The 23,528-nt window shown below is 60.7% G+C and carries 24 protein-coding genes; 20 read left to right on the top strand and 4 right to left on the bottom strand.

Annotated features, from left to right (window positions below; genetic code table 11):
• Positions 1–81: 81 nt before the first annotated feature.
• From KIT79_10935 to KIT79_10945, 3 genes are all read left to right on the top strand, one after another.
• Positions 82–363 carry a hypothetical protein gene (locus KIT79_10935; GenBank protein MCW5829814.1) on the top strand — a complete coding sequence of 94 codons (282 nt, stop codon included), beginning with the start codon at positions 82–84 and terminating at the stop codon, positions 361–363.
• A gap of 164 nt (positions 364–527) precedes the next feature.
• Positions 528–1,208, top strand: coding sequence for a hypothetical protein (locus KIT79_10940; GenBank protein MCW5829815.1), 681 nt, complete (start codon positions 528–530; stop codon positions 1,206–1,208).
• 4 nt (positions 1,209–1,212) lie between these two features.
• Complete coding sequence (locus KIT79_10945; protein ID MCW5829816.1) at positions 1,213–1,602, top strand: hypothetical protein; 390 nt, start codon at positions 1,213–1,215, stop codon at positions 1,600–1,602.
• A 4-nt stretch (positions 1,603–1,606) separates the two neighbouring features.
• On the opposite strand, the gene KIT79_10950 is transcribed toward KIT79_10945, so the two are convergent.
• A complete protein-coding gene (locus KIT79_10950; GenBank protein MCW5829817.1) occupies positions 1,607–2,443 on the bottom strand; it encodes a hypothetical protein in 837 nt (278 codons plus the stop codon).
• 76 nt (positions 2,444–2,519) lie between these two features.
• Between KIT79_10950 and KIT79_10955 the strand changes: the two genes are divergently transcribed.
• The 8 genes from KIT79_10955 to sugE all read left to right on the top strand — a co-directional run bounded on the left by KIT79_10955 (position 2,520) and on the right by sugE (position 9,080).
• Positions 2,520–3,371: a crotonase/enoyl-CoA hydratase family protein gene (locus KIT79_10955; protein ID MCW5829818.1), complete on the top strand. Its 852-nt coding sequence runs from the start codon at positions 2,520–2,522 to the stop codon at positions 3,369–3,371.
• A gap of 13 nt (positions 3,372–3,384) precedes the next feature.
• A complete protein-coding gene (rsgA, locus tag KIT79_10960; protein MCW5829819.1) occupies positions 3,385–4,467 on the top strand; it encodes a ribosome small subunit-dependent GTPase A in 1,083 nt (360 codons plus the stop codon).
• An 86-nt stretch (positions 4,468–4,553) separates the two neighbouring features.
• On the top strand, positions 4,554–4,985 hold the full coding sequence (locus KIT79_10965) for a M67 family metallopeptidase (GenBank protein MCW5829820.1): 432 nt from the start codon (positions 4,554–4,556) through the stop codon (positions 4,983–4,985).
• Positions 4,982–6,103, top strand: a complete 1,122-nt coding sequence (locus KIT79_10970; GenBank protein MCW5829821.1) for a hypothetical protein — start codon at positions 4,982–4,984, stop codon at positions 6,101–6,103. Before KIT79_10965 ends, KIT79_10970 begins: the two co-directional genes overlap by 4 nt.
• 49 nt (positions 6,104–6,152) lie before the next feature.
• Positions 6,153–6,965 carry a ThiF family adenylyltransferase gene (locus KIT79_10975; GenBank protein MCW5829822.1) on the top strand — a complete coding sequence of 271 codons (813 nt, stop codon included), beginning with the start codon at positions 6,153–6,155 and terminating at the stop codon, positions 6,963–6,965.
• The gene (locus tag KIT79_10980; GenBank protein ID MCW5829823.1) at positions 6,962–7,954 is read left to right on the top strand and encodes a hypothetical protein; all 993 of its coding nucleotides are present in this window, start codon (positions 6,962–6,964) and stop codon (positions 7,952–7,954) included. The genes KIT79_10975 and KIT79_10980 overlap by 4 nt, the downstream gene beginning before the upstream one ends.
• Positions 7,955–8,167: 213 nt before the next feature.
• Positions 8,168–8,437: a helix-turn-helix domain-containing protein gene (locus tag KIT79_10985; protein ID MCW5829824.1), complete on the top strand. Its 270-nt coding sequence runs from the start codon at positions 8,168–8,170 to the stop codon at positions 8,435–8,437.
• A gap of 322 nt (positions 8,438–8,759) precedes the next feature.
• Positions 8,760–9,080, top strand: a complete 321-nt coding sequence (gene sugE, locus KIT79_10990) for a quaternary ammonium compound efflux SMR transporter SugE (protein ID MCW5829825.1) — start codon at positions 8,760–8,762, stop codon at positions 9,078–9,080.
• A 61-nt stretch (positions 9,081–9,141) separates the two neighbouring features.
• On the opposite strand, the gene KIT79_10995 is transcribed toward sugE, so the two are convergent.
• The gene (locus KIT79_10995) at positions 9,142–10,029 is read right to left on the bottom strand and encodes a MaoC family dehydratase N-terminal domain-containing protein (GenBank protein ID MCW5829826.1); all 888 of its coding nucleotides are present in this window, start codon (positions 10,027–10,029) and stop codon (positions 9,142–9,144) included.
• A gap of 140 nt (positions 10,030–10,169) precedes the next feature.
• On the opposite strand from KIT79_10995, the gene KIT79_11000 reads away from it, so the two are divergent.
• Positions 10,170–11,819, top strand: coding sequence for an acyl-CoA synthetase (locus KIT79_11000; GenBank protein ID MCW5829827.1), 1,650 nt, complete (start codon positions 10,170–10,172; stop codon positions 11,817–11,819).
• A 9-nt stretch (positions 11,820–11,828) separates the two neighbouring features.
• Here KIT79_11000 and glnD read toward each other — a convergent pair whose 3' ends face one another.
• Complete coding sequence (glnD, locus tag KIT79_11005) at positions 11,829–14,768, bottom strand: [protein-PII] uridylyltransferase (GenBank protein ID MCW5829828.1); 2,940 nt, start codon at positions 14,766–14,768, stop codon at positions 11,829–11,831.
• A 116-nt stretch (positions 14,769–14,884) separates the two neighbouring features.
• Here glnD and KIT79_11010 point away from each other — a divergent pair, with 116 nt between their 5' ends.
• On the top strand, positions 14,885–16,177 hold the full coding sequence (locus KIT79_11010) for an N-acetylmuramoyl-L-alanine amidase (protein MCW5829829.1): 1,293 nt from the start codon (positions 14,885–14,887) through the stop codon (positions 16,175–16,177).
• A gap of 3 nt (positions 16,178–16,180) precedes the next feature.
• On the opposite strand, the gene efp is transcribed toward KIT79_11010, so the two are convergent.
• On the bottom strand, positions 16,181–16,744 hold the full coding sequence (gene efp / locus KIT79_11015; protein MCW5829830.1) for an elongation factor P: 564 nt from the start codon (positions 16,742–16,744) through the stop codon (positions 16,181–16,183).
• 109 nt (positions 16,745–16,853) lie between these two features.
• Here efp and KIT79_11020 point away from each other — a divergent pair, with 109 nt between their 5' ends.
• The 7 genes from KIT79_11020 (at position 16,854) to KIT79_11050 (ending at position 23,528) form a co-directional block, all read left to right on the top strand.
• Positions 16,854–18,386 carry a long-chain-fatty-acid--CoA ligase gene (locus tag KIT79_11020; GenBank protein ID MCW5829831.1) on the top strand — a complete coding sequence of 511 codons (1,533 nt, stop codon included), beginning with the start codon at positions 16,854–16,856 and terminating at the stop codon, positions 18,384–18,386.
• Positions 18,387–18,505: 119 nt separating this feature from the next.
• Positions 18,506–18,787, top strand: a complete 282-nt coding sequence (locus tag KIT79_11025; protein MCW5829832.1) for a hypothetical protein — start codon at positions 18,506–18,508, stop codon at positions 18,785–18,787.
• A gap of 23 nt (positions 18,788–18,810) precedes the next feature.
• Complete coding sequence (locus tag KIT79_11030; protein MCW5829833.1) at positions 18,811–19,473, top strand: class I SAM-dependent methyltransferase; 663 nt, start codon at positions 18,811–18,813, stop codon at positions 19,471–19,473.
• A 10-nt stretch (positions 19,474–19,483) separates the two neighbouring features.
• On the top strand, positions 19,484–20,644 hold the full coding sequence (locus KIT79_11035; GenBank protein MCW5829834.1) for a hypothetical protein: 1,161 nt from the start codon (positions 19,484–19,486) through the stop codon (positions 20,642–20,644).
• A gap of 57 nt (positions 20,645–20,701) precedes the next feature.
• Positions 20,702–21,592: an acyltransferase family protein gene (locus KIT79_11040; protein ID MCW5829835.1), complete on the top strand. Its 891-nt coding sequence runs from the start codon at positions 20,702–20,704 to the stop codon at positions 21,590–21,592.
• Between the two features lie 11 nt (positions 21,593–21,603).
• Positions 21,604–22,209 carry a DUF1232 domain-containing protein gene (locus KIT79_11045; GenBank protein MCW5829836.1) on the top strand — a complete coding sequence of 202 codons (606 nt, stop codon included), beginning with the start codon at positions 21,604–21,606 and terminating at the stop codon, positions 22,207–22,209.
• Complete coding sequence (locus KIT79_11050) at positions 22,206–23,528, top strand: family 10 glycosylhydrolase (GenBank protein ID MCW5829837.1); 1,323 nt, start codon at positions 22,206–22,208, stop codon at positions 23,526–23,528. Before KIT79_11045 ends, KIT79_11050 begins: the two co-directional genes overlap by 4 nt.

Genomic DNA, 23,528 nt, shown 5'->3' on the forward strand with positions numbered 1-23,528 from the left:
TCGGCAATCCAGAATTTTACGCCGTTTTACCAAGCAAAACGATTACTGGCTGGAGTCTGAAAGGCAGGAGCTACCCATAAAATGAGCAGTTCCGCAAAAGATTACTTCGTCTCACGGGTAAACACGCTGGCACTGGAACGGACCCGGGAAATCGAACGCAGGCACAACTCCTGCGTGAGCGCCGATGCCGGAGTGAAGGCTCTCGCCAGCCTGTTCCGCCCCGAGCGACTGCCCGCCTCAACCGGAGATCTGGACCGGCTGGCAAAGTCCCTCGTTGACTGGTCGCTTCCACTCGACCGCGATGCTCCGCCCATACAGCGCCCCTACCGCGATGAAGATATCGAAGGCGACTGGAACCAGTGAACTGTTTTTCATTTTGAAACGGCCTTTCCGGCAGTCACAATCCGAACACAACGACGATGCAACAGGCTCATACGATCTCCCCATGGCGGCTTTTCCCTTTTGCGCTAACGGCGCTCCTCATCCTGTCCGCCTGTGGTTCCAAGCCGGCTTCCAAGGCTCATGCCGTGCCAACGATTTCTACGCAGAAGCCCACCGATCTGAAAGGCGAGGAAACGCTCTCCATCGACGTGGAAGCGCCGCCAGTGACGGCTCCCCACGGCGGGTTTCTGTTCCATGCGGGTGGAGCCATGCTGGAACTGGTCCTCGCACCGGATATCCAGCGGCTCTATCTTCTCGACAAGACGGGCCAGCCGGTAAAGCCGCCCGATGACTGCATCCGGTTCTCCCTGATGATGGAATCGGGCGACGTGGCGGATTTCCGGCGCAAGGAGGGCACCTTCGAAACCAGGGAACTGGGGGCCGCAGCCTCCGACGGACTCAAGGGACGGCTGTTTTTTGCCCAGTGCCCCATCGAAGGCGTGAGTTCCGTTCCGGTCGAGATCAATCCGGATGTGCAACGGTTCGCCGCTCACGGCGGACGTATCTTTTACCTTTCAAACATCATCGTCGAGGTTGCTAGTGAGCCAGGCACGCTCAAGCTGTGGGTTTCCAGCCGTGAAACACCCCAGGGACCGGCCGTGCAGATCCGGAGCGTTTCCCTCACGGATGCAGGGGGCACCGACATCCCACTCAAACCGGCGGGCAAGGCGGCATTCACCGCCGTTCGCCCCGAATCCGGTACCGATGGCGTAATCACCGTGGGCACTGCCAGGGAGTCCGTGTCCATCGAAGTCGGCTGGGAATAGCGTGATGAGAAGCCGCACCCTCGCATTGTTATTCGGGCTCATTCTGGCCACTGCCTGTGATCGCGGCCAGGCAAAACCCCCTGAAACCTGCCCGGAACTGTCCCGGGCTCTCGCCAGTGAACTTGCCCGGCTCCAGTCCTGCACAGCGGACAGCGAGTGTGGCAAGCCGGTCCCGACCTTCGGGAGCTGCGGATGCACCTATGATCATGTGGTCCGGAAGGATGCCGACACCGCCACCTATGAGAAGCTCTATGGCGAAATGCAGGCAAAGGAGTGCGCCGAGTCCGGCCTCATGGGCATCTGCGACTGCAAGCCATCGAGCGGTTTTGGCTGCAGCGCCGGCAAGTGCGCCTGGAAGATGAGCGGCACTGCCGGGGGCCTGATCGCCAACTAGCAGCTCATCCGCCCGCGACTTTCTGCCTGAGCACCGAGATACCGTCAGATGGTCCGGCCCTGCCGCCTCCGGTAAGCATCGCCTCTATGTCGCGGTGATCCTGACGGACACCATCGTAAACCACGACGATCGATTCATCTCCCGGCACAAGGAAGTTCGTCTCGCCGAACTCCGTGTAACGGGTCGCCCCCGCCGAAATCACCGCCCACCGGGGCCATTGGGCGAGTGCCAGCAGATCGCCGATGCACTCCAGCGGACCTTCGTCCTGCTGGCTGTTCAGTTTTTCCACAAGCCACCGCTGGAGGCCTTCGTAGAAATAGCCGTAACCCAGGACCGGGCTGTCGATGCCATAGGTATGCAGCCTACCGTCCCGGTACAGGTACGAAGCGATCCGGTAGCTGTCCATCACGCCGCCACGCGCAAAGCGGTCTATGTCGATCCAGTCGCGGCTCAGGCCCTTGGTCGAAATACCCCAGTTCTTCTTCTCGCTGATCTTGCGTGCCCCCGGGCGGCGGATCGAACAGTCGTTGTAGGCGGCAAACCGGCGTGGCACGACCGCCGAAACCTTCTTACCCTCGTAAACGAGATCACAGATAAGCGCGACTTCCGGCTCGATCTGGACATTTCCGCCCCCTTCAGGAAGCACGATCCGGTCATGCGACACAGGGAACTGCCCCAGCCGGTGCCCCGGTGCCCCCGGCAGGTAAAAGGGGAAAACCCCTTTGGGGGAGTTTTCATCCGTTATCCTGAGGTGTGCAAAATCGGCCGCCTCACCCGCCTGCTTGAGGTGACCCGCAAAGTTCCCGGCCACACCCAGCCCGATCGCCTTTTCCAGTTCCATGTGAAAATGCTCCGCGCCTGTTATAGAGAGTCCTGCATGGGCCGTCCAACGGCCGCCAGTACAGGGAGCCCTGCCAATGCCCAATACGATCCAGACCGACCTGTCGGAACGCATTTTCACGATCACGCTTCACCGCCCCGAACGGATGAATGCCTTTACGCTTGAGATGGCCGATGAACTGATCGCCGCCTTCGACGAGGCAGATGCCAACGATGACGTTCGCGCCGTGATCGTCACCGGCAGCGGCAAGGCATTTTGCGCGGGGGCCGATCTCGGGATGGGCGGAAACTCCTTCAATTCCGCAGGCCGGGACACGCTGGAGACGCATCGTGACTCGGGAGGGCGAGTTACCTTGAGGATTTTCGAATCGAGAAAGCCCGTCATCGGCGCCATCAACGGTGCGGCGGTGGGCGTCGGCGCAACCATGACACTCCCGATGGACGTCCGGCTCGCCAGCCGCGACGCCAGATTCGGCTTTGTCTTTGCCCGCCGCGGCCTAGTGCCCGAGGCGTGCAGTTCATGGTTTCTCCCCCGCATCGCGGGCATCGCGCAGGCCATGGAGTGGGTAGCCACCGGGCGCGTATTCCCTGCACAGGAAGCGCTCGATGGAAAGCTCGTGTCGCGCCTTTATGACGCTCCCGACCTCATCCCGGCCGCAAGGATGCTGGCCAGGGAGTGCGCCGACAATACCAGTGCCGTTTCCATCGCCGTTTCCCGCCAGCTCCTGTGGCGGATGATGGGTGCCAGTCACCCGATGGAAGCGCACCGGATCGATTCGAAGTGTATTTTCCATATGGGCCAGACCGCCGATGTCGCCGAAGGCGTCACCAGTTTCCTCCAGAAACGCCCGCCGAACTTCCCCCTCAAGGTGTCCAGGGATATGCCGCCCTTTTACCCGTGGTGGAAGGATGAGCCATTCCGGCCATAATGCCCCTGGACCCATGACTGCCGGAAAATCACAACTCGAACCACTCGGATGGGGGCCGTTTTTCGCAAACGCGGTTCCACCCGCAGGTGTCCGCTTCGACCGGCCCGCCCGGATCACCGGTGTCGAAAAAGGCTACTGGTTCGCCGATTCCGGCGAAGGCGAGCCACACCTTGCCACACTGACTGGAAAATTCCGCGAAACTGCCGTGACTCAAGATGCCCTTCCCGCCGTCGGCGACTGGATCGGCATGGACATTCATCCCGGTGGCGCGAACATTGTCTGGCTTTTCCCGCGACGCACCATGCTCATCCGGAAAGCAGCCGGCAGGGATTCAGCTCCCCAGCTTCTCGCCGCCAACGTGGACACGGCCCTTGTCGTCACCTCGATGGATGATGATTTCAGCCCGGCGCGTCTGGAGCGCTATCTCGCCGTCATCCGTGAAGGCGGTGTCCGGCCGGTCATTCTCCTGAGCAAGGCAGATCGGTGCGATGACCCTGCACCTTTTGAAAAGGCTGCGAAGGAAGCTGCCAGGAACGTGCCGGTACATCTCATCAGTGCGAAAACCGGCTCAGGCCTGGATGACGTGGCAGTGTATCTCACACCCGCCAGCACTACCGTGCTGATTGGTTCGTCCGGTGTCGGCAAATCGACGCTGATGAACAGACTGGCTGGCTCATACATTGCAGCCACCCGCGAAGTGCGCGAGAGCGACCACAAGGGCCGTCACACCACCACCTCACGCAATCTGTACAAACTTCCTTCGGGTGCGCTCATCATCGATACACCCGGCATGCGTGAGCTTGCATTGTGGGAATCAGCCAGCGGGTTGAAGGAAACCTTCGAGGATATCGAACGGCTCGCCTCCGGATGCCGTTTCACTGACTGCACCCATGATACCGAGCCCGGCTGCGCCGTGAAGGCCGCCATCGAGAGCGGGGCACTGGACCGGCGGCGCCTCGAAAGCTGGCACAAGCTCCGGCGCGAGGCCGCCCGTTCCGGTCCGGACGCGAAACAGAAGGCGAAGCAACGTGAAAAGCAGATATCGAAACGGATCAGGCAATTCTACAGGGACCGGGACCAGCGTGACGAGGAGTAGCAGCACCCCTTCCTATCCGTTATCACGAAAGGATAGGTAACGGGTTTCGTTGTTCCTCCCGACCTCCAATCGGTTAGTCTCTTCCCATGACGCTCCACCTCGGCACCATTCCGGTCCGCGAGATGCGCACGCATGCGGAACAGGCCTATCCCCATGAGTGCTGCGGCGCACTCGTCGGGAAACGGAATGAAACAGTGGCAACGATCATACGCGCCGTTCCAATGCAGAACCTGGATACCGAGCGCGCCCACGACCGGTTCACGCTTGACCCCAGGGAACTGATGCAGGTCGAGCGGGCCGCCGACCGGGACGGCCTCGAATTGATCGGTTTCTACCACTCCCACCCGGACCACCCCGCCCGCCCCAGCCAGACCGATCTCGCTTTCGCCGGGCCCTGGCCGGGGTTAAGCTGGATCATCATGAGCGTCCAGAAGGGCACGATGGCCGATATCCGAAGCTGGGTAGTGACTCCCGGCGGAGACCGTTTTGAGGAAGAACCGGTGGAGGCCCCGAAGTGAGAGTGATCCAGCCGGTCCGGTGGAGATATATCGTCGAGGAACGCCCCTCGGCGAGCTGGTCATCGGCTGCCAGCGCCTGGCTTCTGGAACGGATGAACGAGGGGTCGCAGCCGGTGGTCCGCCTGTACGATTTCGCATCGCCCGTGTGCCTGCTCGGCCGTTACCAGCCGGCGGATGTCGAGGTGGACCTGGCCATCTGCCAGCGGAACGGCGTCGAGATCGGGCGCCGGCTTTCGGGCGGGAAGCTCCTGCGTCTTGGCCCGCAGGCAGTGGGCATGGCGATCCTCGTTCCACCGAAAAAGAAGGGTGGCCGGGGCCGGACGCCCCGTGAATGGGCCGAACGGGTATCTACCGAGGTCATCGGCGTCATGAATGGCGCGGGTCTGCCAGTAACGGCGGGTGAGCGGGGGCAAGCGGTGTTCGTCACAAAAGAAGGTGGCCGCGATATCCGCTATCCAGTGGCATCATTCGGCATCCTGGGGACATTGCCGGGCGGCCTTCTCATAGAGACATTCATCATCACGCGAACGGCGACCCCATCGCTATCGCCCAACCGCCGTGCCGAGATGGAGTCAATCGGTGATTTCTGGGGCGACCCGGCGGCGATGCCGCCCGCACTCCAGAGCCGTCTTGATACGCTGGACCGGCCGGCATTTCTCTCGAACCTCGCCCGCGCACTGGAACGTATTCTCGAAGGACCGCCGGACGCCCGCCCCTGGACCGGTTCCGAGCGCGAAGCAGTGCAGCAGATGGAACGGGAGCAGTTCGACTGCGACAACTGGCGGATCGGCCGCAGTGCCCCGGCAAGCGTGAACGGCGTCGTCACGGCGCTCACCCGGTCCGGAGCGCTCCGAGCAGCCGTCGAAATCCGCGAGGGCCGCATCTGGGATATCGTCGTGTCAGGTGAGTTTCGCCTGCCCGAGGGAACTATCGAGAATCTTCACCGGGCACTACGGGGAGAAGCGGCACAGCGGGACCGTGTTGGCCGTATCGTCCATCGCGTTCTCGATCCTGTACCCGATGGCTACAGCGATCTTGAGCCCAACGAAGCGATTGACGTCATCACTCTCGCCTGCGAACGGGCGCGTCCCGTCCCCGTGCCACGGGGAAGAGAATAACCCACTCTTTTCGGCCAGCCCGGGACGGTGTGCTACGCTCCCCTCCGGTATGTTGCCGCGTCCCCTCCACGATACCGCTGAAACGGCCCTGCCGCTGGCCGGTCTCGAAAAGCGGCTCGCGGAGAAGTCGGTTTTGCTGGTCGGCGCGGGTGGCCTCGGGAGCCCGGCTGCGATGCTGCTCGCCGCTTCCGGTGTGGGCCGCCTCGGCATCGTGGACAGCGATGTGGTGGACCGCTCAAACCTTCAGCGGCAGATACTCCATAAGGACTGGCTGGTAGGACGGCCCAAGGTGGAGTCGGCCCGGCAGATGCTCACCCGGCTCCGCCCTGACCTCACGGTGGACACCCACAACCTCTGGCTCAACGCCTCGAACATCGGCGGGATTATCAATGCCTACGATGTGGTCATCGAGGGGTCGGACAACTTCGCCACCAAGTTTCTCGTGAACGACGCCTGTGTCATCGCGGAAAAGCCGTTCGTCATCGCCGGTATCCTGCGCTTTCACGGCCAGCTCATGACCGTCCTGCCGCACCGGTCGGGGTGCTACCGCTGCCTGTTCGAGGCACCGCCACCTCCCGGCGAAGTGCCCGGCTGCTCGGAGGCCGGAGTCTTGGGCGTCGTGGCTGGCCTGATGGGCGCACTGCAGGCGACCGAGGCGGTGAAGCTGCTGCTCGGCATGGGTCAGCCGCTCGCCGGAAGGCTCCTTACCTGGGATGCCCTCCGGGCGAGCTTCCGCGAGGTCCCGGTTCCACGCAACCCAAACTGCGCCGTCTGCGGCGAGAGCCCCACGATCAGGGAACCCCGCGATTCCGAACTTCACTGCGAAGTCCTGGCGGCGCGGATGGGAGAAACAGCGACGTGAACAGAACTCCGAAAGCCCGTGTCCGTACCGGTACCCTTGCGAGCCTCCTCGTCTTTTTTCTGTCTGTAGCGCTTTTTTCCGCCGCCGCGGCAAGTCTGAGCGAGCCGAGCGGACAGGGCTCGATCGACTGGACGGGCGGCTTCATTCACGCGGGCGGCATGGCATTTCCGCCAGAAACCGCCGCCAATGCGGCACAAGCGCGGCTCATGGCCATCCGCGCAGCCAAAAACGATGCACAGCGGAACCTTCTCGAAGTAACGCAAGGGGTGCGCGTCTCCTCCGGCTCCACGGTGAGGGAGTTCATGGCCGAGAGCGACAAGGTAACAGTGACAGTCAATGGCGTCGTGAAGGGCGCGATCGTCCTGGAGGAAACTGTCACTGATGACGGTGCTGCCGTCGTCCGCCTCAAGGCCCCCATCTGGGGGAACATGGCCGAAGCCCTTTACGATCACCTTTCGGGCCGCAAGTCCCGCCGATATCCGCTACGCGACGAAAAAACGGAACCGGGCGAGTGGCCACTGCTGCGCGATCTCGTACGCCACGCGCTCCTGCGGCTGGTTGGCCCCGCAACGGCGCGGGCCGACGTGCCCCCACCCGGCGGTACGCCAGTTCGCCCGGAGCCACTTCCGGGCACCAAGACCGGGATCGTGCTCGACCTTTCCGACATCATGGTGAAACCGGAGCTTTATCCCGAGATCAGCGACCAGTCAGGGCAGCCGATCGTTTCCCCACGGCTCCTTGACAGGCAGGTGGCGGTGAGCCGGGGCGGCGTGTCGTATATCCACAACATCGGGGATGCGGCGAATCTGGGGCGCTCCGGGGACGACCCGCTGGTCATGAAAGCCGTTAATTTTGCCGCCGGCACTGAGGCCGGGATCAAGGTTCAGCTTGCCGATGGCATGGGGATGGAAACAGCCCGCAAGGCCCTCAAGGATCCTACCCAAGTGCTGAAAAGCGGGATCACGGTAGCCTACCGCGTGACGTGGTAGCCGCCACGGCTGAACACGCTTCACCACGGCTCACCACGCCTCAAAACACTCCGCAACGCAAGGCCCACCTCAACGCACCGCATTATAAAGCGCCCGCCACCAAGGGCTGGCCGAACCTATTAATTCTTTCTAATATACTGATATTATTAAACTTTACTCACCGCGTCGAATCTTTATTGACGCAGTTGACGCGACGTGTTAGTGATTCATTACATGAGGTCACCGGATACAGAGACATCACTGGCCGAAACGGCCGATGACTCCGTGCCGGAGCCGATCACACCCCCCGGTTCCGCCATCTTCAACACCAAGCAGTTGATGGAGAAGCTGGACCTGGAAGTGACTCCCGACTTCGTGACCGAACTGGCCCGTGACCACCGTATCCCGGCCTTCAAGGCAGGGGCCCGCTGGCGGTTCCGGAGCGAGGATATCGGCAGGATCCGTCAGGAAATCCGCAAATACCTGGAACGCCAGGGCGGCTGACGGGACCGGCAAGAGGACTGATATAGCGGCAACCCGGACTTGTCCGGACCGGCCGCGAACACAAGTTAAGCCTGTGCGGGGTGAATGGCCCGAAATCCCCACTACCCAGCCGGGGGCCAAAACCCCCGGTCCCACATCAAACCCCGCACAGGGCCGGCTGCCGCAAGGCGCGCCGGACCCGCCATAAAACCGCAGGACCCCTCACAGGGGATCTGCCGGATCAAAAACCAAGCACACCTGTAAAACTGTCTCCGGGCCATCTCATGTCTGGCGGATGCGGTGGATATCTACGAAGATGTCTCCCCGCTAAGGAGCACAACTCATGGCCTGGACCTATCTGTTTGTCGCCGGAATACTCGAAATAGCGTGGGCCGTCGGCCTCAAATATTCGGACGGCTTTACCCGCCTGAACGTGACCATTCCCACTGTGACCGCCATGGCAGCCAGTTTCTATTTCCTCGCACAGGCGATCCGCGTGCTCCCGATCGGCACCGCCTATGCCATCTGGACCGGCATCGGCGCCGCCGGGACGGCGGTGGCGGGCATGATCCTCTGGCAGGAGTCCCGTGAAGTGGCGCGCCTTCTGTGCCTGCTGCTCATCATTACCGGGATCATCGGACTGAAACTGACGGCGAAGGGATAAGACAGAAAACCCTCCGGGCCGTTTCCGGCGCGGAGGGTTTTCCTTGAAAGAGCAGCGGTGCTTACGCGAAGAGCTGCACGCGGGCGTTCGAGACGACGACAAGCTCGCCGCCGTCGGGGCCCTTGCGCTCCTTGATCTTCGCCTGGCAGATGATCTCGGTGGGCGATTCCTTCCACATTTCGACCTTGATCGTCTCGCCGGGGTAAACGGGCGAGGCAAAGCGCACCTTGATCGACTTGAACTTCTCCGGGTTGTTGTCGGCGCAGGCCTCGATCACGGCTCGGCCCACGTTACCGAAGGTGCACAGGCCGTGGAGGATCGGCTTGTCGAACTTGCCCATCTTCGCCATCATCGGGTCGATGTGCAGCGGGTTCTTGTCCCCTGACAGCCGGTAGAGGATCGCCTGGTGCCCCATCGTCGGGTATTCGATCACGGCATCGGGAGCACGGTTTGGCGCCTCATTGCCGGGCTCCGGGCCCTTCTCGCCGCCAAAACCGCCTTCGCCGCGGATGAATGCCGAGAAGGTGTTTTTGAGGATTTCCGTCCCGCTCTCGTCCTTGGTGATCGCGTCAAGGACGAGCAGCGCGCCCTTGCCCTTGTCATAGACGCCGGTGACCGTGCCGATCGTGGTCGTCTTGGCCTTGACGGGAAGCGGGGCCTTGAGGATTTCAGTGTACTGCTCGCCGTGGAGCAGCATCATCGGGTTGAACGACAGGCCGGGCATGCCCATGAGGCCGCCCATCGCAGGGAAGGCCGGGACGACGCCGTAGGTCGGCAGCACCTTGAGGCCGTTCTCGTAGGTGTACTGGAGAACCTTCTTCTTGTCGACCGGGTCCTGCTGGTAGCCTACCCCCACACCGAGGGCGTAAAGGATGATCTGGTCCTGACCCCACGAAAACTCGACGGGCTTCGTCTGGGCGCCTTTCACTTTGGCTGCATCAATCGGCATGAGCGGTTCCTCCAGGAATGTTTTTTGGTGCCTGATTGCTGCCGGTCGATATTGACTGGCGAGTCAATCGGCGGGCATGGTCATACCCCGTGACGGGGAGATTGTAAAGCAGTTTCCCCGCCCGGTCTGGAGGAGCCCCCATGTCCCAGTTCAACTTCGCCAACACCTGTGAAGCCGTCGCCGATGCCTTCCCGGAGCGGGATTTCATCCATTTCCGCGACCGGGTGGTCACTTATGGGGAGTTCCGCAGCCGCTCGCGGAAACTGGCCAACTATCTGCGTTCCAGGGGTCTCGGGAAGGTCCGCGAGCGCAAGGAACTCCAGCTCTGGGAGTCCGGGCAGGATCATGTCGGGCTCTATCTCTATAACGGCAACGAATATCTCGAAGGAATGGTTGGTTCCTATATGGCCCGGTGTGCGCCATTCAACGTGAACTACCGTTATGTCGCGGACGAACTGGAATACCTGCTCAATGATTCACGGGCAAAGGCGCTCGTCTATCATGCCCGGTTTGCCCCGGTGCTCTCGCAGGTACTGCCGAAACTGCCAGACCTGAAGGTCCTTCTTCAGGTTCCTGATGACAGTGGCAACAAGCTCCTGTCGGGAGCCGTTGATTACGAAGAAGCGCTCGCCCTTGCACCGGACACAAAACCGGACTGCACTCCATCGCCGGATGACCTGTACATCCTCTACACGGGCGGCACGACCGGCATGCCCAAGGGCGTCATGTGGCGGCAGGAGGATATCTTCTTTGCCGCGATGGGTGGCACGCTTCCCACCGGTCAGAGAATCGAGTCGATCGCCCAGATGGTCCAGCTTGCCAAGGGACTGGGCCCGATGCTCCGGGCCCTGCCAGCACCACCGTTCATGCACGGCGCTTCCCACTGGGTCGCCTTCACGACCCTGCATGGCGGCGGGACCGTGGTCATTCAGGATAGCCCGGAGCGTTACGACCCAGACGAGATCCTTACCCTGATCGAGCGGGAAAAGGTGACTGTGACGCTCATCATCGGCGATGCCTTTGCCGTGCCACTGGTCGAACAGATGGACAGGAAAGCCTACAACCTGAAAAGTCTCAAGATCATCGGCTCCGGCGGGGCTATTCTTTCGCCGAAGTGGAAGGCGGAACTGAAAGCCCGCTTCCCCGGCACCATGATCCGCGATGCAGTGGGATCTTCCGAAAGCGGAGCCCAGGGCATCGTGGTCGAATCGAAAAACCCCGAGGACGGAAACCGCTTCCAGCTCGATCCCCTGTCGGGCATCGCCAGCGAGGATCTGAGTCGCATCCTGACCCCCGCTGACCGGGAAACAGGCTGGATGGTACGCAGGGGTCTCATTCCGCTCGGCTATCTCAACGACGAAGCCAAGACGAAAAAGACCTTCGTCACCATCAACAATGTCCGCTGGTCGGTGCCTGGCGACCATGCTGCCTATGAGCCGGATGGCACGGTACGCCTGTTCGGCCGCGGATCCCAGTCGATCAATTCGGGCGGTGAAAAGATCTATCCCGAAGAGGTCGAAAAGGCCCTGAAATCCCATCCCGCTGTCTACGATGCCGTGGTGGTTGGAACTCCACACCCCAAGTGGGTCGAGCAGGTGACCGCCGTTATTCAGCCTCGTGGCGACGGGCGCCCCTCTGTGGATGAGCTCAATACCCACTGCGCCAGCCAGCTTGCCAAATACAAGCTGCCCAAGGCCGTTGTTTACGTGAACGAAATGGTGAGAAGCCCCGCAGGGAAAGCTGACTACCGCTGGGCGAAAAAAACCGCCCTGGAAAAACTCGAGACCTGACTGGGCGGCCTACAGCTGGTCCATGTCGCCGGGAAGAGCACTTTCCGTCCGCACACCCGCCGGACGTACAAGGCCGGGGCCGAGTGCCTCGCCACCCTGCCCCCCGCTGTCCTCCAGCACGAACTTGAGCTGGTTCATGATCTTCGTGATCCGTTTCTGATCCCGTATCTTGTGTCCAAAGATGTCGGTGACATAGAAAGCGTCATCCACCCGCTCTTTCTTGGTGGTGATCTTGGCAAGGTGGATGGACAGCCCCAGATCGGTCATGGCCTGGGCAACGGCATGCAGCAGCCCCAGCCGGTCGCCTGCCGTAATGTCGATGATCGTATGCTCACGGGATGAGTCATTGTCTATTTTTATCTTCACCGGAATCTGGAACGGTATCGGGCTTGATCTCATCCCCTGCTGGCTCTGCGAAAGCATGCTGGCCACGCGCCTGCGGCCGGTGATGGCCTCATCTAGCATCGTTTCCAGCCTGTCCCAGCGTTTTGGATCACCCGCGTATTTTCCATACGGATCGCGCACCCAGAATACGTCGAATACGGTGCCATCCCGGCGGGTATTGATGTTTGCCGTGAGAATCGACAGCCCCGCTGCCGAGAACACGCCCGTCACTTTGGCAAACAATCCCTTGGCATCCAGCGTAAAGATGGCGACCTCAGTATATGGCGTGCCAGCGATCTCCTTGCGGTATAGCCAGAAACTCCGTTCGCGGAATGGCGCACCGGGATTTTCATCTCCGCGGGCACTTGCCCTTGTCTTGGCATCCAGCACGAACTGGACATGCTCGGCGATCTGCTCGGTCCCGGTGGCAAAAAAATACCGGGTCGGAAAGAGCCCCAGTTCCGTTTCAACCTCCGGACCCGAAAACTGCTCATGCAGAAGGTTGAGCACGGCGGATGACGTGCGGGCTATCTCGCGCTGCACGTCCGATTCGTCATACCGGCCCTTGTCGATGGCAACCGCCGTAATGTCGTGGAGACGTTTGGTGAGCTGGTGCTTCCACTCGGTCCACAGGTCTGGCCCGGTACCCCGGATATCACAAACCGTCAGCACATAGAGCATGTCGAGCATCTCGCGCCGCCCGCACATGGCGGCAAAAAGCGAAATCTGGTGCGGATCGTTGATATCCCGCTTGAGTGCCACATGCGGGTAATCCAGATGCTTGAGAACAAGCCACTCGATATCATCCACGTCCTGAGGCGGCAGGCCCATGCGACTGCATGCCGCGCGGGCTTTCGCCGCCCCCTTCACGGCATGGTTTCCACCCATATTCTTGCCAATGTCGTGGAAAAACAGGCCCAGCGACAGGACATGAGGCCGCTCACAGGACTGGGCCAGTTCACACAGCTCAGGATAATCCTGCCGGTAATGACCAAGCGTGAAGTGGCGCAGATCCTTCATGCAGAACAGCGTGTGCACATCGGTCGTGTAGACATGATAGGCGTCATGCTGGACGTGACAGGCGATAGTTCGCCACTCGGGCAACACGCGGCTTAGCAGCCGCAACATGTGCATGTCCTTCAGGATGCCGTGAAGCCGGGTTTGTCCGGTAAACAGGTCGCGGAAGGCATACTGCGCCGCCTGGTTCATCGAAAGGTCCGCTCCGCCGGTCAGCGAGTTGAGATAGATCATCTCTTTCGCCACTCGGGAAACGTCCTTGTTCAGCAGCTGCGAGTGCCGGAAAATCTCGATCATTGCCTCCGGCCTGCGTTCGAGCACATCACGGCTGGTAAAGGATAGCTCTCCGTTCACCAGATGGATGCCATCAGCAATATCCTTTGGCCGGCTCAGCTTGGCCTTGAGACGGGAGCGTATGGTGGGGGTACGGCCATATTCGGCAATCCGTTCCACCGTTCGACTGACAACGTCGTTCACCGTGTTTGCCATGAGGTAGAAGCGGCGCATGAACCGTTCCACCCCCCGCCGTCCGTCCTTGTCCGAAAAACCGAAATACCGGGCGACGCCTTCCTGGAGTTCAAAACCGAGACGGTCGGATTTCCCGGAACCACTTAGGTAGTGAAGTTCGTTACGTGTCCGGAGCATGAAATCATAGGCACGCTGAAGCTGGACCAGTTCTGTCTGGTTGAGAAAACCGCGCCCGGCCAGTTCTTTCAGGGTATGGGTTCCAAACTTCACAAAGCTGAGCCACGAAAGCACCTGAATGTCCCGCAGCCCGCCCCGGCCCTCCTTCACATTGGGCTCCAGCAGGAATACCGAATCTCCGAACTTCTCATGCCGCTGCCGCATCAGATCAATCTGGCGCTCCACGAACTTGTCAGGTGCCTCACGAAGGACTTTCTGCAGGATTCTGCTTTCATACTGCCGGTAACAATTCGGATCGCCTTCCAGAAACCGCGACGCACACAATGCCGTCCGCACTGTCTCATCGGATCGGACCATCTCTTCGCACTCGGTAATCCGCCGGACCGAGTAACCGACCTCGAACTTCAGATCCCACAGCCAGAAGACGATCTTTTCGACCAGTTTTGCCAGGGGGCCGCTATCCTTGTCGGTACCGACAAACTGGATATCAATATCGGAAAGCGGGCTCCGTTCGTTGCGGCCATAACCACCAATCGCCATCAGGCACCATGACAGGGGGGGCTCCGTAACGGTTTTTCTCGCCTCGGTCACCAGAAAACCCAGCAACTGGTCGATGGTTTCCGCGTGGAGACGGGTGACAAAGCGGCCCGAGGCACCTTCATCATGTGCCTTGCGAATCAGCATCCGGCTTTCCTGCAGAAACCGGCTCACGACCGGAACCGGTCCGCCGCCATTCAGCTCACCCGTCTCGATGGAAGGCAATGCGACCTGCGGATCAGAGGCCGACCGCTCGGGATCATCCTGATCGAGATCCCGCCAATCGATCGGAAGGCCAACTGCGGTATCTACCGGCAGATCGGCCTGCACCGCTCCGGAACCACTGATTTCTGTTTTTTCTTTCATTTCCTTAATGCTGGTGACCCATCTGGTCGAACCCAGTGTGGTACCGGCAAGGCTCGGCTGTCCATGAGCCGGAAAACCCTGTCCTGACCATTCAAACATTCTACACTGTTCATTCAATGGCATCGGACCGGCGACAAATCCTGAAGCTGCTGGGGTTCTCCAGCGCGGCATTTGCCTTCCGGAATGGACTCTGGACACCACAGGTCCATGCCCAAACACCCTCGGCAACCGGGAAATCTGGCGGCCCACCCCGCCCAGTTTCGGTGGAAAAGCTGACCTATACCCAGTCGGCCGGGTATTCACGAATCGTCATCGAGTGCAGTGGCGAGGCGGAGCTTGCCATGCAGGAACTCCCCGCCGACCCTGAACACCAGAAGTCCGACCGTGTGCTCGTGGATATCAAGCCCGCCAGACGCGGGAAGGCCCTTCCCGCCGAATTCAAGATCGAAAATGGCATCCTGCTGGGAGTCCGGACCGGTCAGTTCGACCGTGATACCGTCAGGGTTGTGCTCGACTTCCGGACACTGAACAGGGTCGGCATGACCAGGATGTTTGATCCGTTCCGCGTGGTGCTCGATATCGACGGCCGCAACATGGAGGATTTGCTCGCTGGCCCCGCCAGTCACGAACCACCGGCCGACATGGACGGCGAGGGCCTCTCGGCCCTTCTGGGTGGAAGCGGAAAGGCCATCTCTCCCGCAGCAACCGGGAGCGCCCGCCCTCCCCGGATCATCCTGGATCCCGGTCACGGAGGGAAGGATCCCGGTGCAGTCGGGCCCGCAGGACTCCAGGAAAAGGAAGTCGCTTTGCGTGTGGCTGACGAGACGGGCGAGCTGCTCACCCGTGCCGGGTACCGCATCAACCTGACACGCGAGAATGACCGGTTCCTGGAACTCACCGAGCGCACCGCATTCGCCAACAAGCAGGGTGGGGACCTGTTCGTTTCCATTCACTGCAATGCCGCCAAGAACCGCGAGGCCCGGGGTATCGAGACCTACTACCTGAATCCCAAGGTGGACAAGTCCCGGGCGCTTCTCATCGCCAAGGAAAACTTCACCAGCCTTGATGCCGTGCAACGGACCGGGAACAGTTTCGCCGATGCCATTCTCTCCGACCTCGCCTTCAGCATGAAGGAAGGTGAGTCCAGGTCGCTATCGGAGCAACTGCTCGAAACGCTATGGGACAAGGCATCAGGGTTCCCCGGGACACAGAACCGCGGTCTTGGACACGGGCCGCTATATGTTCTGATCGGCGCACGGATGCCGTCATCACTTGTGGAGCTGTCGTTTATCTCGAACCCGGCCGAGGAAAAACTGCTCCGCAGCACGACTTACCAGAAGGCACTCGCCGAAGGGCTCGCCAGCGGGATCAGAGGATATATGGATGCAAACCCGGTAAAGGGCGGCTGAAACCTACGCCCGGTCCAGGTATGTCCCCTCGCGGGAGTCCACGGTAATCACGTCATCCACATTGATGAACTGCGGCACCTGGACAACGAGGCCGGTTTCCAGCTTGGCCGGCTTCTTGGATGCCGAGACAGTGGCGCCTTTCAGCGGCGGGTCAGTTTCGATCACCTTGAGGTTCACCTTGTTGGGGGCACTGACCTGGATCGCCTTGCCCTCGTGAAGGGCCACCTGGACCTTGATGCCCGGAAGGAGGTAGTTCACCACATCACCCAGGGTTTCCTTGTCGAAGGAGAACTGCTCGTAGTTCTCCGAGTTCATGAAGTGGTATTCGCCCTGATCTTCGTAAAGGAACTCCGCTTCGATACGGTCAAGAAAAACCTGCTCCATCCGCTCATCGGGACGGAACCGCTGTTCAAAGGAGTTGCCATTCACGACGTTGCGAAGGCGGGTCTGGATCATCCCGCGCAGGTTGCCGGGAGTGTGGTGGTGGGTCTTCATCACCAGGCACAGGTTCCCCTCAACCGTGACCAGCATTCCGGGTCTCAGATCGATCGCTGCGATTACCGACATTGCTCTTTTCTCTCCGCTCCGGATAATTATCCGGCCTGGTAAAACCGGCGGTGCCCTTAGCCCCCGGCGGCGGGGGGCGTCAACCCCCGCTGGAAGGAGCCGTACGCGCATGCTTCTCAGCGAACTTCCCAGGCGCAGTGCCAGGCTGGAGCCCAACATCGCAGCCGGGCTGGACCGGGGCCGGCAGATCACGAACCGTCAGTGGCGGGAACGGATGCTCGTCCAGGCCGCATGGCTGCGGGCGCATGGGTCAGGGCCGGGGAAGCGGGTCGCGGTTCTCTCCTACAACCGTATCGAGATGCTGGATCTCTACTTTTCGATCCCGGCCATCGGCGCAGTTATCGTTCCAGTGAACTACCGGCTCAAGGCGTATGAACTGGAATACCAGTTCTCCGATGCCGAAGTGGACATCCTGTTCGTCGAGAAAGCACTGTGGCCCGAGGCAAAGACCGCTCTATTAAAGATCCCGCGCAAGGTGACTGTGATTGGACTCGATTTCAGCGGAGATGGCGTGCTGCCATATGAGAATACGGTTTCCGGACCACCGCTCACCGATCTGCCCGTATTCAGCGAGCATGAGACAGCACTCCAGGCATATACCTCCGGGACTACCGGGAGGCCCAAAGGTGTGTTGCTTACCCACCGGAACATGCTGGCCAACTCATGGACCGGATGCATCGAAAAACGCATCTATCCCGGCGAAAAACTCCTGCACTCGGCGCCACTCTTTCATCTGGCCGCCATTTCGTCATTCTATTCGACTGCACTTATCGGCGGAACCCATGTCTTTCTGCCTGCGTTCGATCCCAAAGCCGTCGTTGACACCATCGAGAAAGAGCGCATCACCTTCTGCCTGTTTGTTCCAACAATGATCAACATGCTCCTGGAAATGCCGGGCATCGAGAAGCGCGATTTTTCGAGCCTCAAGATCATCAGCTACGGAGGATCCAGCATCCCGGTGGACAGGCTCCGCAAGGCGATCGAGGTGTTTGGTTGCGGCTTCGTGCAGGGCTACGGGCAAACCGAGGCTGCCCCGATCCTGACCACGCTCCGCCCCGAGGAGCATGTTCTGGATGGCCCGCTGTCGAAACGGCTGGCTTCTGCCGGCCGCGAGGCGGTGGGCTGCGAGGTCCGTGTGGTGCGGCCCGACGGATCAGATGTCACTCCCGGTGGTGAAGTGGGCGAAGTCGTCGGCCGCGGCGACAACATCATGAAAGGATACTGGAAGCAGCCGGAGGCGACTGCCGAAACGCTCCGTGGCGGCTGGCTCCACACGGGCGATCTCGGCTGGATCGACGAGGACGGATACATTTACATCGTTGACCGCCTGAAGGACATGATCATCTCGGGGGGAGAAAATATCTACCCTCGGGAGATCGAGGAACTGCTCTACACTCATCCGAAGATACTGGAAGCCGCGGTCTATGGAATCCCCGACCCCAAGTGGGGCGAAAAAGTCATCGCTGCCGTTGTCCCGCGAGCGGGACAGTCCCTGACACCGGAAGAAGTCGGCAGTTTTTGCAAGGACAACCTCGCCAGCTACAAGAAACCCCGCGAGGTGCTGATCACTGATATCCTGCCACGCAATGCCGCTGGCAAAGTGCTCAAGACGGAACTTCGGGCCCGGCATGGCGGTGGCTGACGGCGGGTTGCCGGTATTCCCTTGCCCCGGCCATCCGGTCCCGATAGTGTACGCCCTCAAGCTATCACTGCCTGCCGCCGTACCAGACGACTGGCAGGAGGCTGAAAGGAAATCACCCCATGGCGCGCTTTGACGATCTCCTCAACGGTTTCATGGGACAGGGTGCGGACACCGGAGCCCCCGGCACTGACGCAGGAACGCTTGGAGACCTGTGGGAACGGATCCGGAGACTGACTCCGGCCAAGGCCATGCTGGCCGCCCCTCTTTTGTTTGCGACTGCCGGCATTGCCGTCCTGGGCCTGCTCGCTGCGGCGATTTTCGGTGCAGCCGCACTTGTTCTCCTGGAAACGCTGCTTGGGAACAGCCCGGCTCCGGGCCCGGCAGCCCAAACCGTTCACTAAGCTTCTGAAATAACAGTCAGCCATTGACCTTTGCCTCCCCTTATCCCGGCCTCCAGCCGGACCTGATTGCCCGGCATATCCCGTTTGCCGGGAACGAGCCTGTGCTTGTGCTGGAGCTGTGCAATACCACGCCGCTCTGGGCGCCAATGATTTCCACGCTTCAACCAGAAGCACGGTTCGTGATTTTCACCCGGCAACCGGAAGCAGAAACCTCGGCTCGCGCATCCGCAGACAGTATTGCCGGGAAAACCCGGTTCCTTCGTGCTGACTGGTACACCGGAAGCTGGGAAACGCGGCTCCCGCCGGAATCTTTTCACGCCATCTGGGTTCCATTCGTGACAACCGGTGCGGCCGTCGCAGCACAGGAGCGTCTGATTGGCCGCCTTGCGTCCAAACTGCGGCCCGGTGGTGTTCTGCTCTGGGGTGCAGAACTCCGTGCCGCCACACCGGAGCTGGAGAGCGATTACGAGCGGCGGCTGCATGAGTGGCGGCAGGTGCATATGAATATGCCGGCGGATCACGATCCAGCCGCCAAGGGAACTGGCGAACATCTGGCCGGGAGCGAGGTCTTCCGTCCCCGCTGGGAGCAACTCCGCCATTGGATCGAGCAGACAGGACTCTCGAATGTCGAACTGCTCTGGAAACAGGAACTGGCTGCCGTCGTCACGGGCATGAAAAGGGTATAAGGCCAAGGGCATGACACGGATCGAGCGGTTGTATGCGGCGGTTGGACTCGCCTGGCTTCTGGTAGCAGCGCTGCTGGGCTTTGCCATTGCACTGTTCGGTCCTGAACTGATCCCTTATCCCGTTCTCAAGTTCCATATTCATGCAGCCGTGCTCGGCGGAATCCTTCACCTCTGGTTTGCGCTCCTGTCCGAACGGATGGGGGGGCTGTTTCCGGGCCATGGAGCCGGCTTTACGCTGCTGGTGCTGACACATGGGGCGATTGGCGCATTCACAGCGGGCCTTGTGTGGAAAACGGCCCTCCTTGCACTGGCGGCCATCCTGATAATGGCTGCACTCCTTGCTGTTCTTCTGCTCTCATGGCGGGCTTTCCTGAAGCACGGCGGATTCCGGCCTGAAAACGGTGGTCTGCGTCCCCATGCCGGAGCCCTGCTGCTCGCCACCGGTGCGATTGCCGCATTTTCGGGCGCCGCCTGGATGGGCTGGCGCATGTCGCAGGAAGGTTTCCTGTTTCCGCTCAAAACCGCCCATACGATGCTCGGGGTATTCGGTGGCCTTGTCATGGCCGCCCTCTCTATTGACCATCTCCCCTCTCCCGGCGATCCGCCCCATGTATGGGGATGGCAACCGGTGACAGAACTGGTAATGACCGGTCTTGCCGCCGCCAGTGCCGCCGTGCTTGGCCTCTACGGACAGGCTGGCCGGATGGATATTCCGTTCCTGATGCTCGGCGGGGTGGCAGTGCTTCATTTCGTATCGCTGCTTCCGCGCAAATCGAGCGAACAGATCACCGCCTGGGCGATCAGCATACTTCTGCTGACCGGAGTCATCCTGCTCCACCGCTTCCACGACGGCGGCGGCGAGGATGTCCGCCGCGCAGCCCACCATGCGATCGTGACCGGCTTTGTGCTTCCACTGCTTCTGGGACACGCTTTTGGCGCTGCAGGAGCATTCGGCCCATCAGCCGTGGCATCCATCCGGCTTGTCACGGGCGGTGCGGGACTCCTCGTCATCGGATTTATTGTGCGTTCCGCCGGTCTGGCTGGAGCCGAGACCCTGCTCATGGCAGCCGGTTTTGTCACCGCCGCTTCGGTTGCCTTTGGCGCCAAGGTATTTTTCGAGGCCCCCGGAGATTCCGCGGAGCATGATCTTCCGGCCAGCCGGGGAGCCTGATATGGCTGGTTCCGGCACCTGCGGACCGCTAGACTTTGCCGGCGGAAAGGTTCGCCCATGAATGACGACGATCCAGTGCGCGACGCCTTGGGACGCCTGAAAGAAATGGCTGGCAAGTGGCTGTCGCCGGAAGTTCCGGTGGATGACAAGCTGCGCGAGTTCAGCGAAATCCTCGGCGCTCCACTGAATGAGGCAGACGATTCCCGGACCGATCTTATTGACCCCGACTTTGTGAAAGAACAGTACGGCCGTCTTGAAACCTGGGGGCGTATCTGGTTCCGGCAGGAGCTTTCCGGAACGGAACACATCCCCCCGGCTGGTCAGGGTGCTGTACTGGTATCAAACCACGCAATTCTCGCACTTGATTCGCTGTTTCTGTTCGAGCGCATTTACCACGAAACCGGCCGTATCGTCCGGCCCACGGTAGACAAGAACAGCATCCGGGTGCCCTATTTCCGCCAGTGGATGCAGAAGCTGGGCGCGGTTTATGGATCCCGCGAGAACGCGGTCCACCTGTGCAAGTCCGGCGAACTGACCCTCTCCTACCCCGGAGGCGCCCGCGAGGCACTCAAACCCACACGGGACCGCTATGCCCTTTATTGGGAAAAATCACTTGGATTCGTCAAGGTGGCTGTTGAAGCAGGGGTGCCGATCATCCCTGTGGCGAGCATTGGCGGTGACGATGCATATGTGAGCCTGCTCGAAGACAATGTGCTGGTGCAGCGGCTGCTCGGCACCGACAAATACAAAATGCCGCTTTATCTGGGACTGGGCCTCCTGCCGTTACCTGTTAAACTCCGTTTCGTCGTCGGCGAACCTGTCTATCTCAATCTCCCGCCGTGGAAGGCTGACGACGACGATGCCCTGTGGGAAATCCAGAACTCCATCAAGGAGAAGCTGGAACTGATGATTGAGGAAGAACTGGTCAGAAGGGGCAGGGGCATCTAGCCTTCTGATATATGACTACCAAAACCCGTAAACCGGCTTCCAGGCGGCCCCACAAGGGTCAGGTGGTCCACACAACGGCACTAACTGTTGAGAACGAGCCACTACCACGACCTGCGGCCGAGGAAACCGGAGCTGTGGCGGCTGGCGGAGACTTCTATCAGAAATGGCGGGCGAATTTGCGCCAGTGGGTTGCGAAGCGAAATACACCACCACGCCTCGCTGATGTCATTCTCGTTCTGCCCGATTTTGTTCATCTTCTGGTGAGACTGATGGCCGACGAGCGGATGCCCCTGAGGGAAAAGCTCATTATCGGCTCGGCACTGGCTTATTTCGCCCTGCCGATTGATCTGGCTGCCGAGATCGTGCTGGGACCAATCGGCTACCTGGATGACATCCTGCTTGCCCTATTCATCCTCGACCGCATGGTGAACAAGATTGATGCCAGTATCCTGCGCGAGCACTGGGCTGGCGATGGCGACGTTCTGCTGGCGATCCGCTCGGCTACCGGAAATGTACAGGAAATCATCGGCCCCGGTTTCCGGGGGAGATTCGCACGGATATTTTCCTGGATCAGTTCCTCTGAAAGGAACAATGGCAGCCGAAAGGAGCCCGCGTGAGCCGGCATGCATTTTCCGGGGTCGTGGTTTTTCCCATTCTTCTCCTCGCCTCCGGCTGCATTCTGGGGTCGGCACGGCCACCACTCGGTGTCTGGGTTCCGGCCGAGGGGGAAAGCCGCCCCCTCAACTCGGCCGATGAAACGGCACTGCTCGCCGAACGGGCCCGCGAGTCGGGGATTACTGACCTTTTCGTCCAGGTGTTCCGGGGCGGCCGGGCATGGTGGCCATCCGACCAGTTTGAACGTGGACCATACGCCGGCCTTGATCCGGTCGCCGATCTCATCCAGCGAACCCGGCCCCACGGAATCCGGGTACACGCATGGATCAATGTCTACAGCCTGAGTACCCGGCCATCGGCAAAAGCCCTGAAACGCTTACCTGAATCCGCCTGGACCCGCGACAACCTTGGCCGGAGCGTCGTCGCCTACAGCGGCGAATCGCGGGAGTCGCTGGAGGCCGATATCGATTCACCCGGCCTCTGGCTGGACCCCGCCTCACCTGACGCACAGGCATTTATTCTGGCCGCTGTGGACGAATTGACAGCACGCTATCCGCAGCTCGCCGGTATTCACCTTGATTTCGTGCGCTATCCCTATGCCCTCCCCATGAAGCCAGCCGCGAATCTTGCGCGTGGCATCGAATTCGGATTTGGTGATGCCGCCATCGAGAGATTTGAGAAAGAGACTGGAATGGAGGTTCCATTCCAGGGAGTAACCGGCGAATCCGCCCGGAAGTTTGCCGACTGGCGACGCGAACAGATCACTCAGCTGGTTCATGAAATCCGCAAGCGTACAAAAAAGAAGATGCGGCTGTCGGCTGCCGTACTTGCGTGGCAGGACCGGGCATATCTGTCGTCATTCCAGGACTGGCGCCGGTGGCTGGAGGAAGGTGCAATCGATTTTGCCGTGCCGATGGCCTACTCCCGCGACGACCGGTTCTTCCGGTACCTTGCCACATCCTCCATGGCGACCCGTCCGCCGGGGGAGCCCCCGCATGCACGGGTCTGGGTGGGGCTCGGCGCATGGGATATCGGTGCTGACCCGGACGCCTTCCACACGCAACTTGATATTGCGGCTGCGGTGCAGCCCGACGGTGTGGTGCTGTTCTCTTATGACAACATTGCGAAGAGCCCGGCGCTGATCGAAATACTCAGGCGATGGAACCGGGGCGAATCTGCCCCTCCCCCACCCGGCACCCCAGAGGAACCCAAGTCCCTCATTGACTACATTGATTGGGACCAGCGGCAATACCGCAAGCAGCAGGAAGCAGAACGGGTAAAATCGGGCAGCCCGCCATCCAGCCACGAGACACGGCCCTAA

The organism is Deltaproteobacteria bacterium, assembly GCA_026129095.1.
Classification (GTDB): Bacteria; JAGRBM01; JAGRBM01; order JAGRBM01; family JAHCIT01; genus JAHCIT01.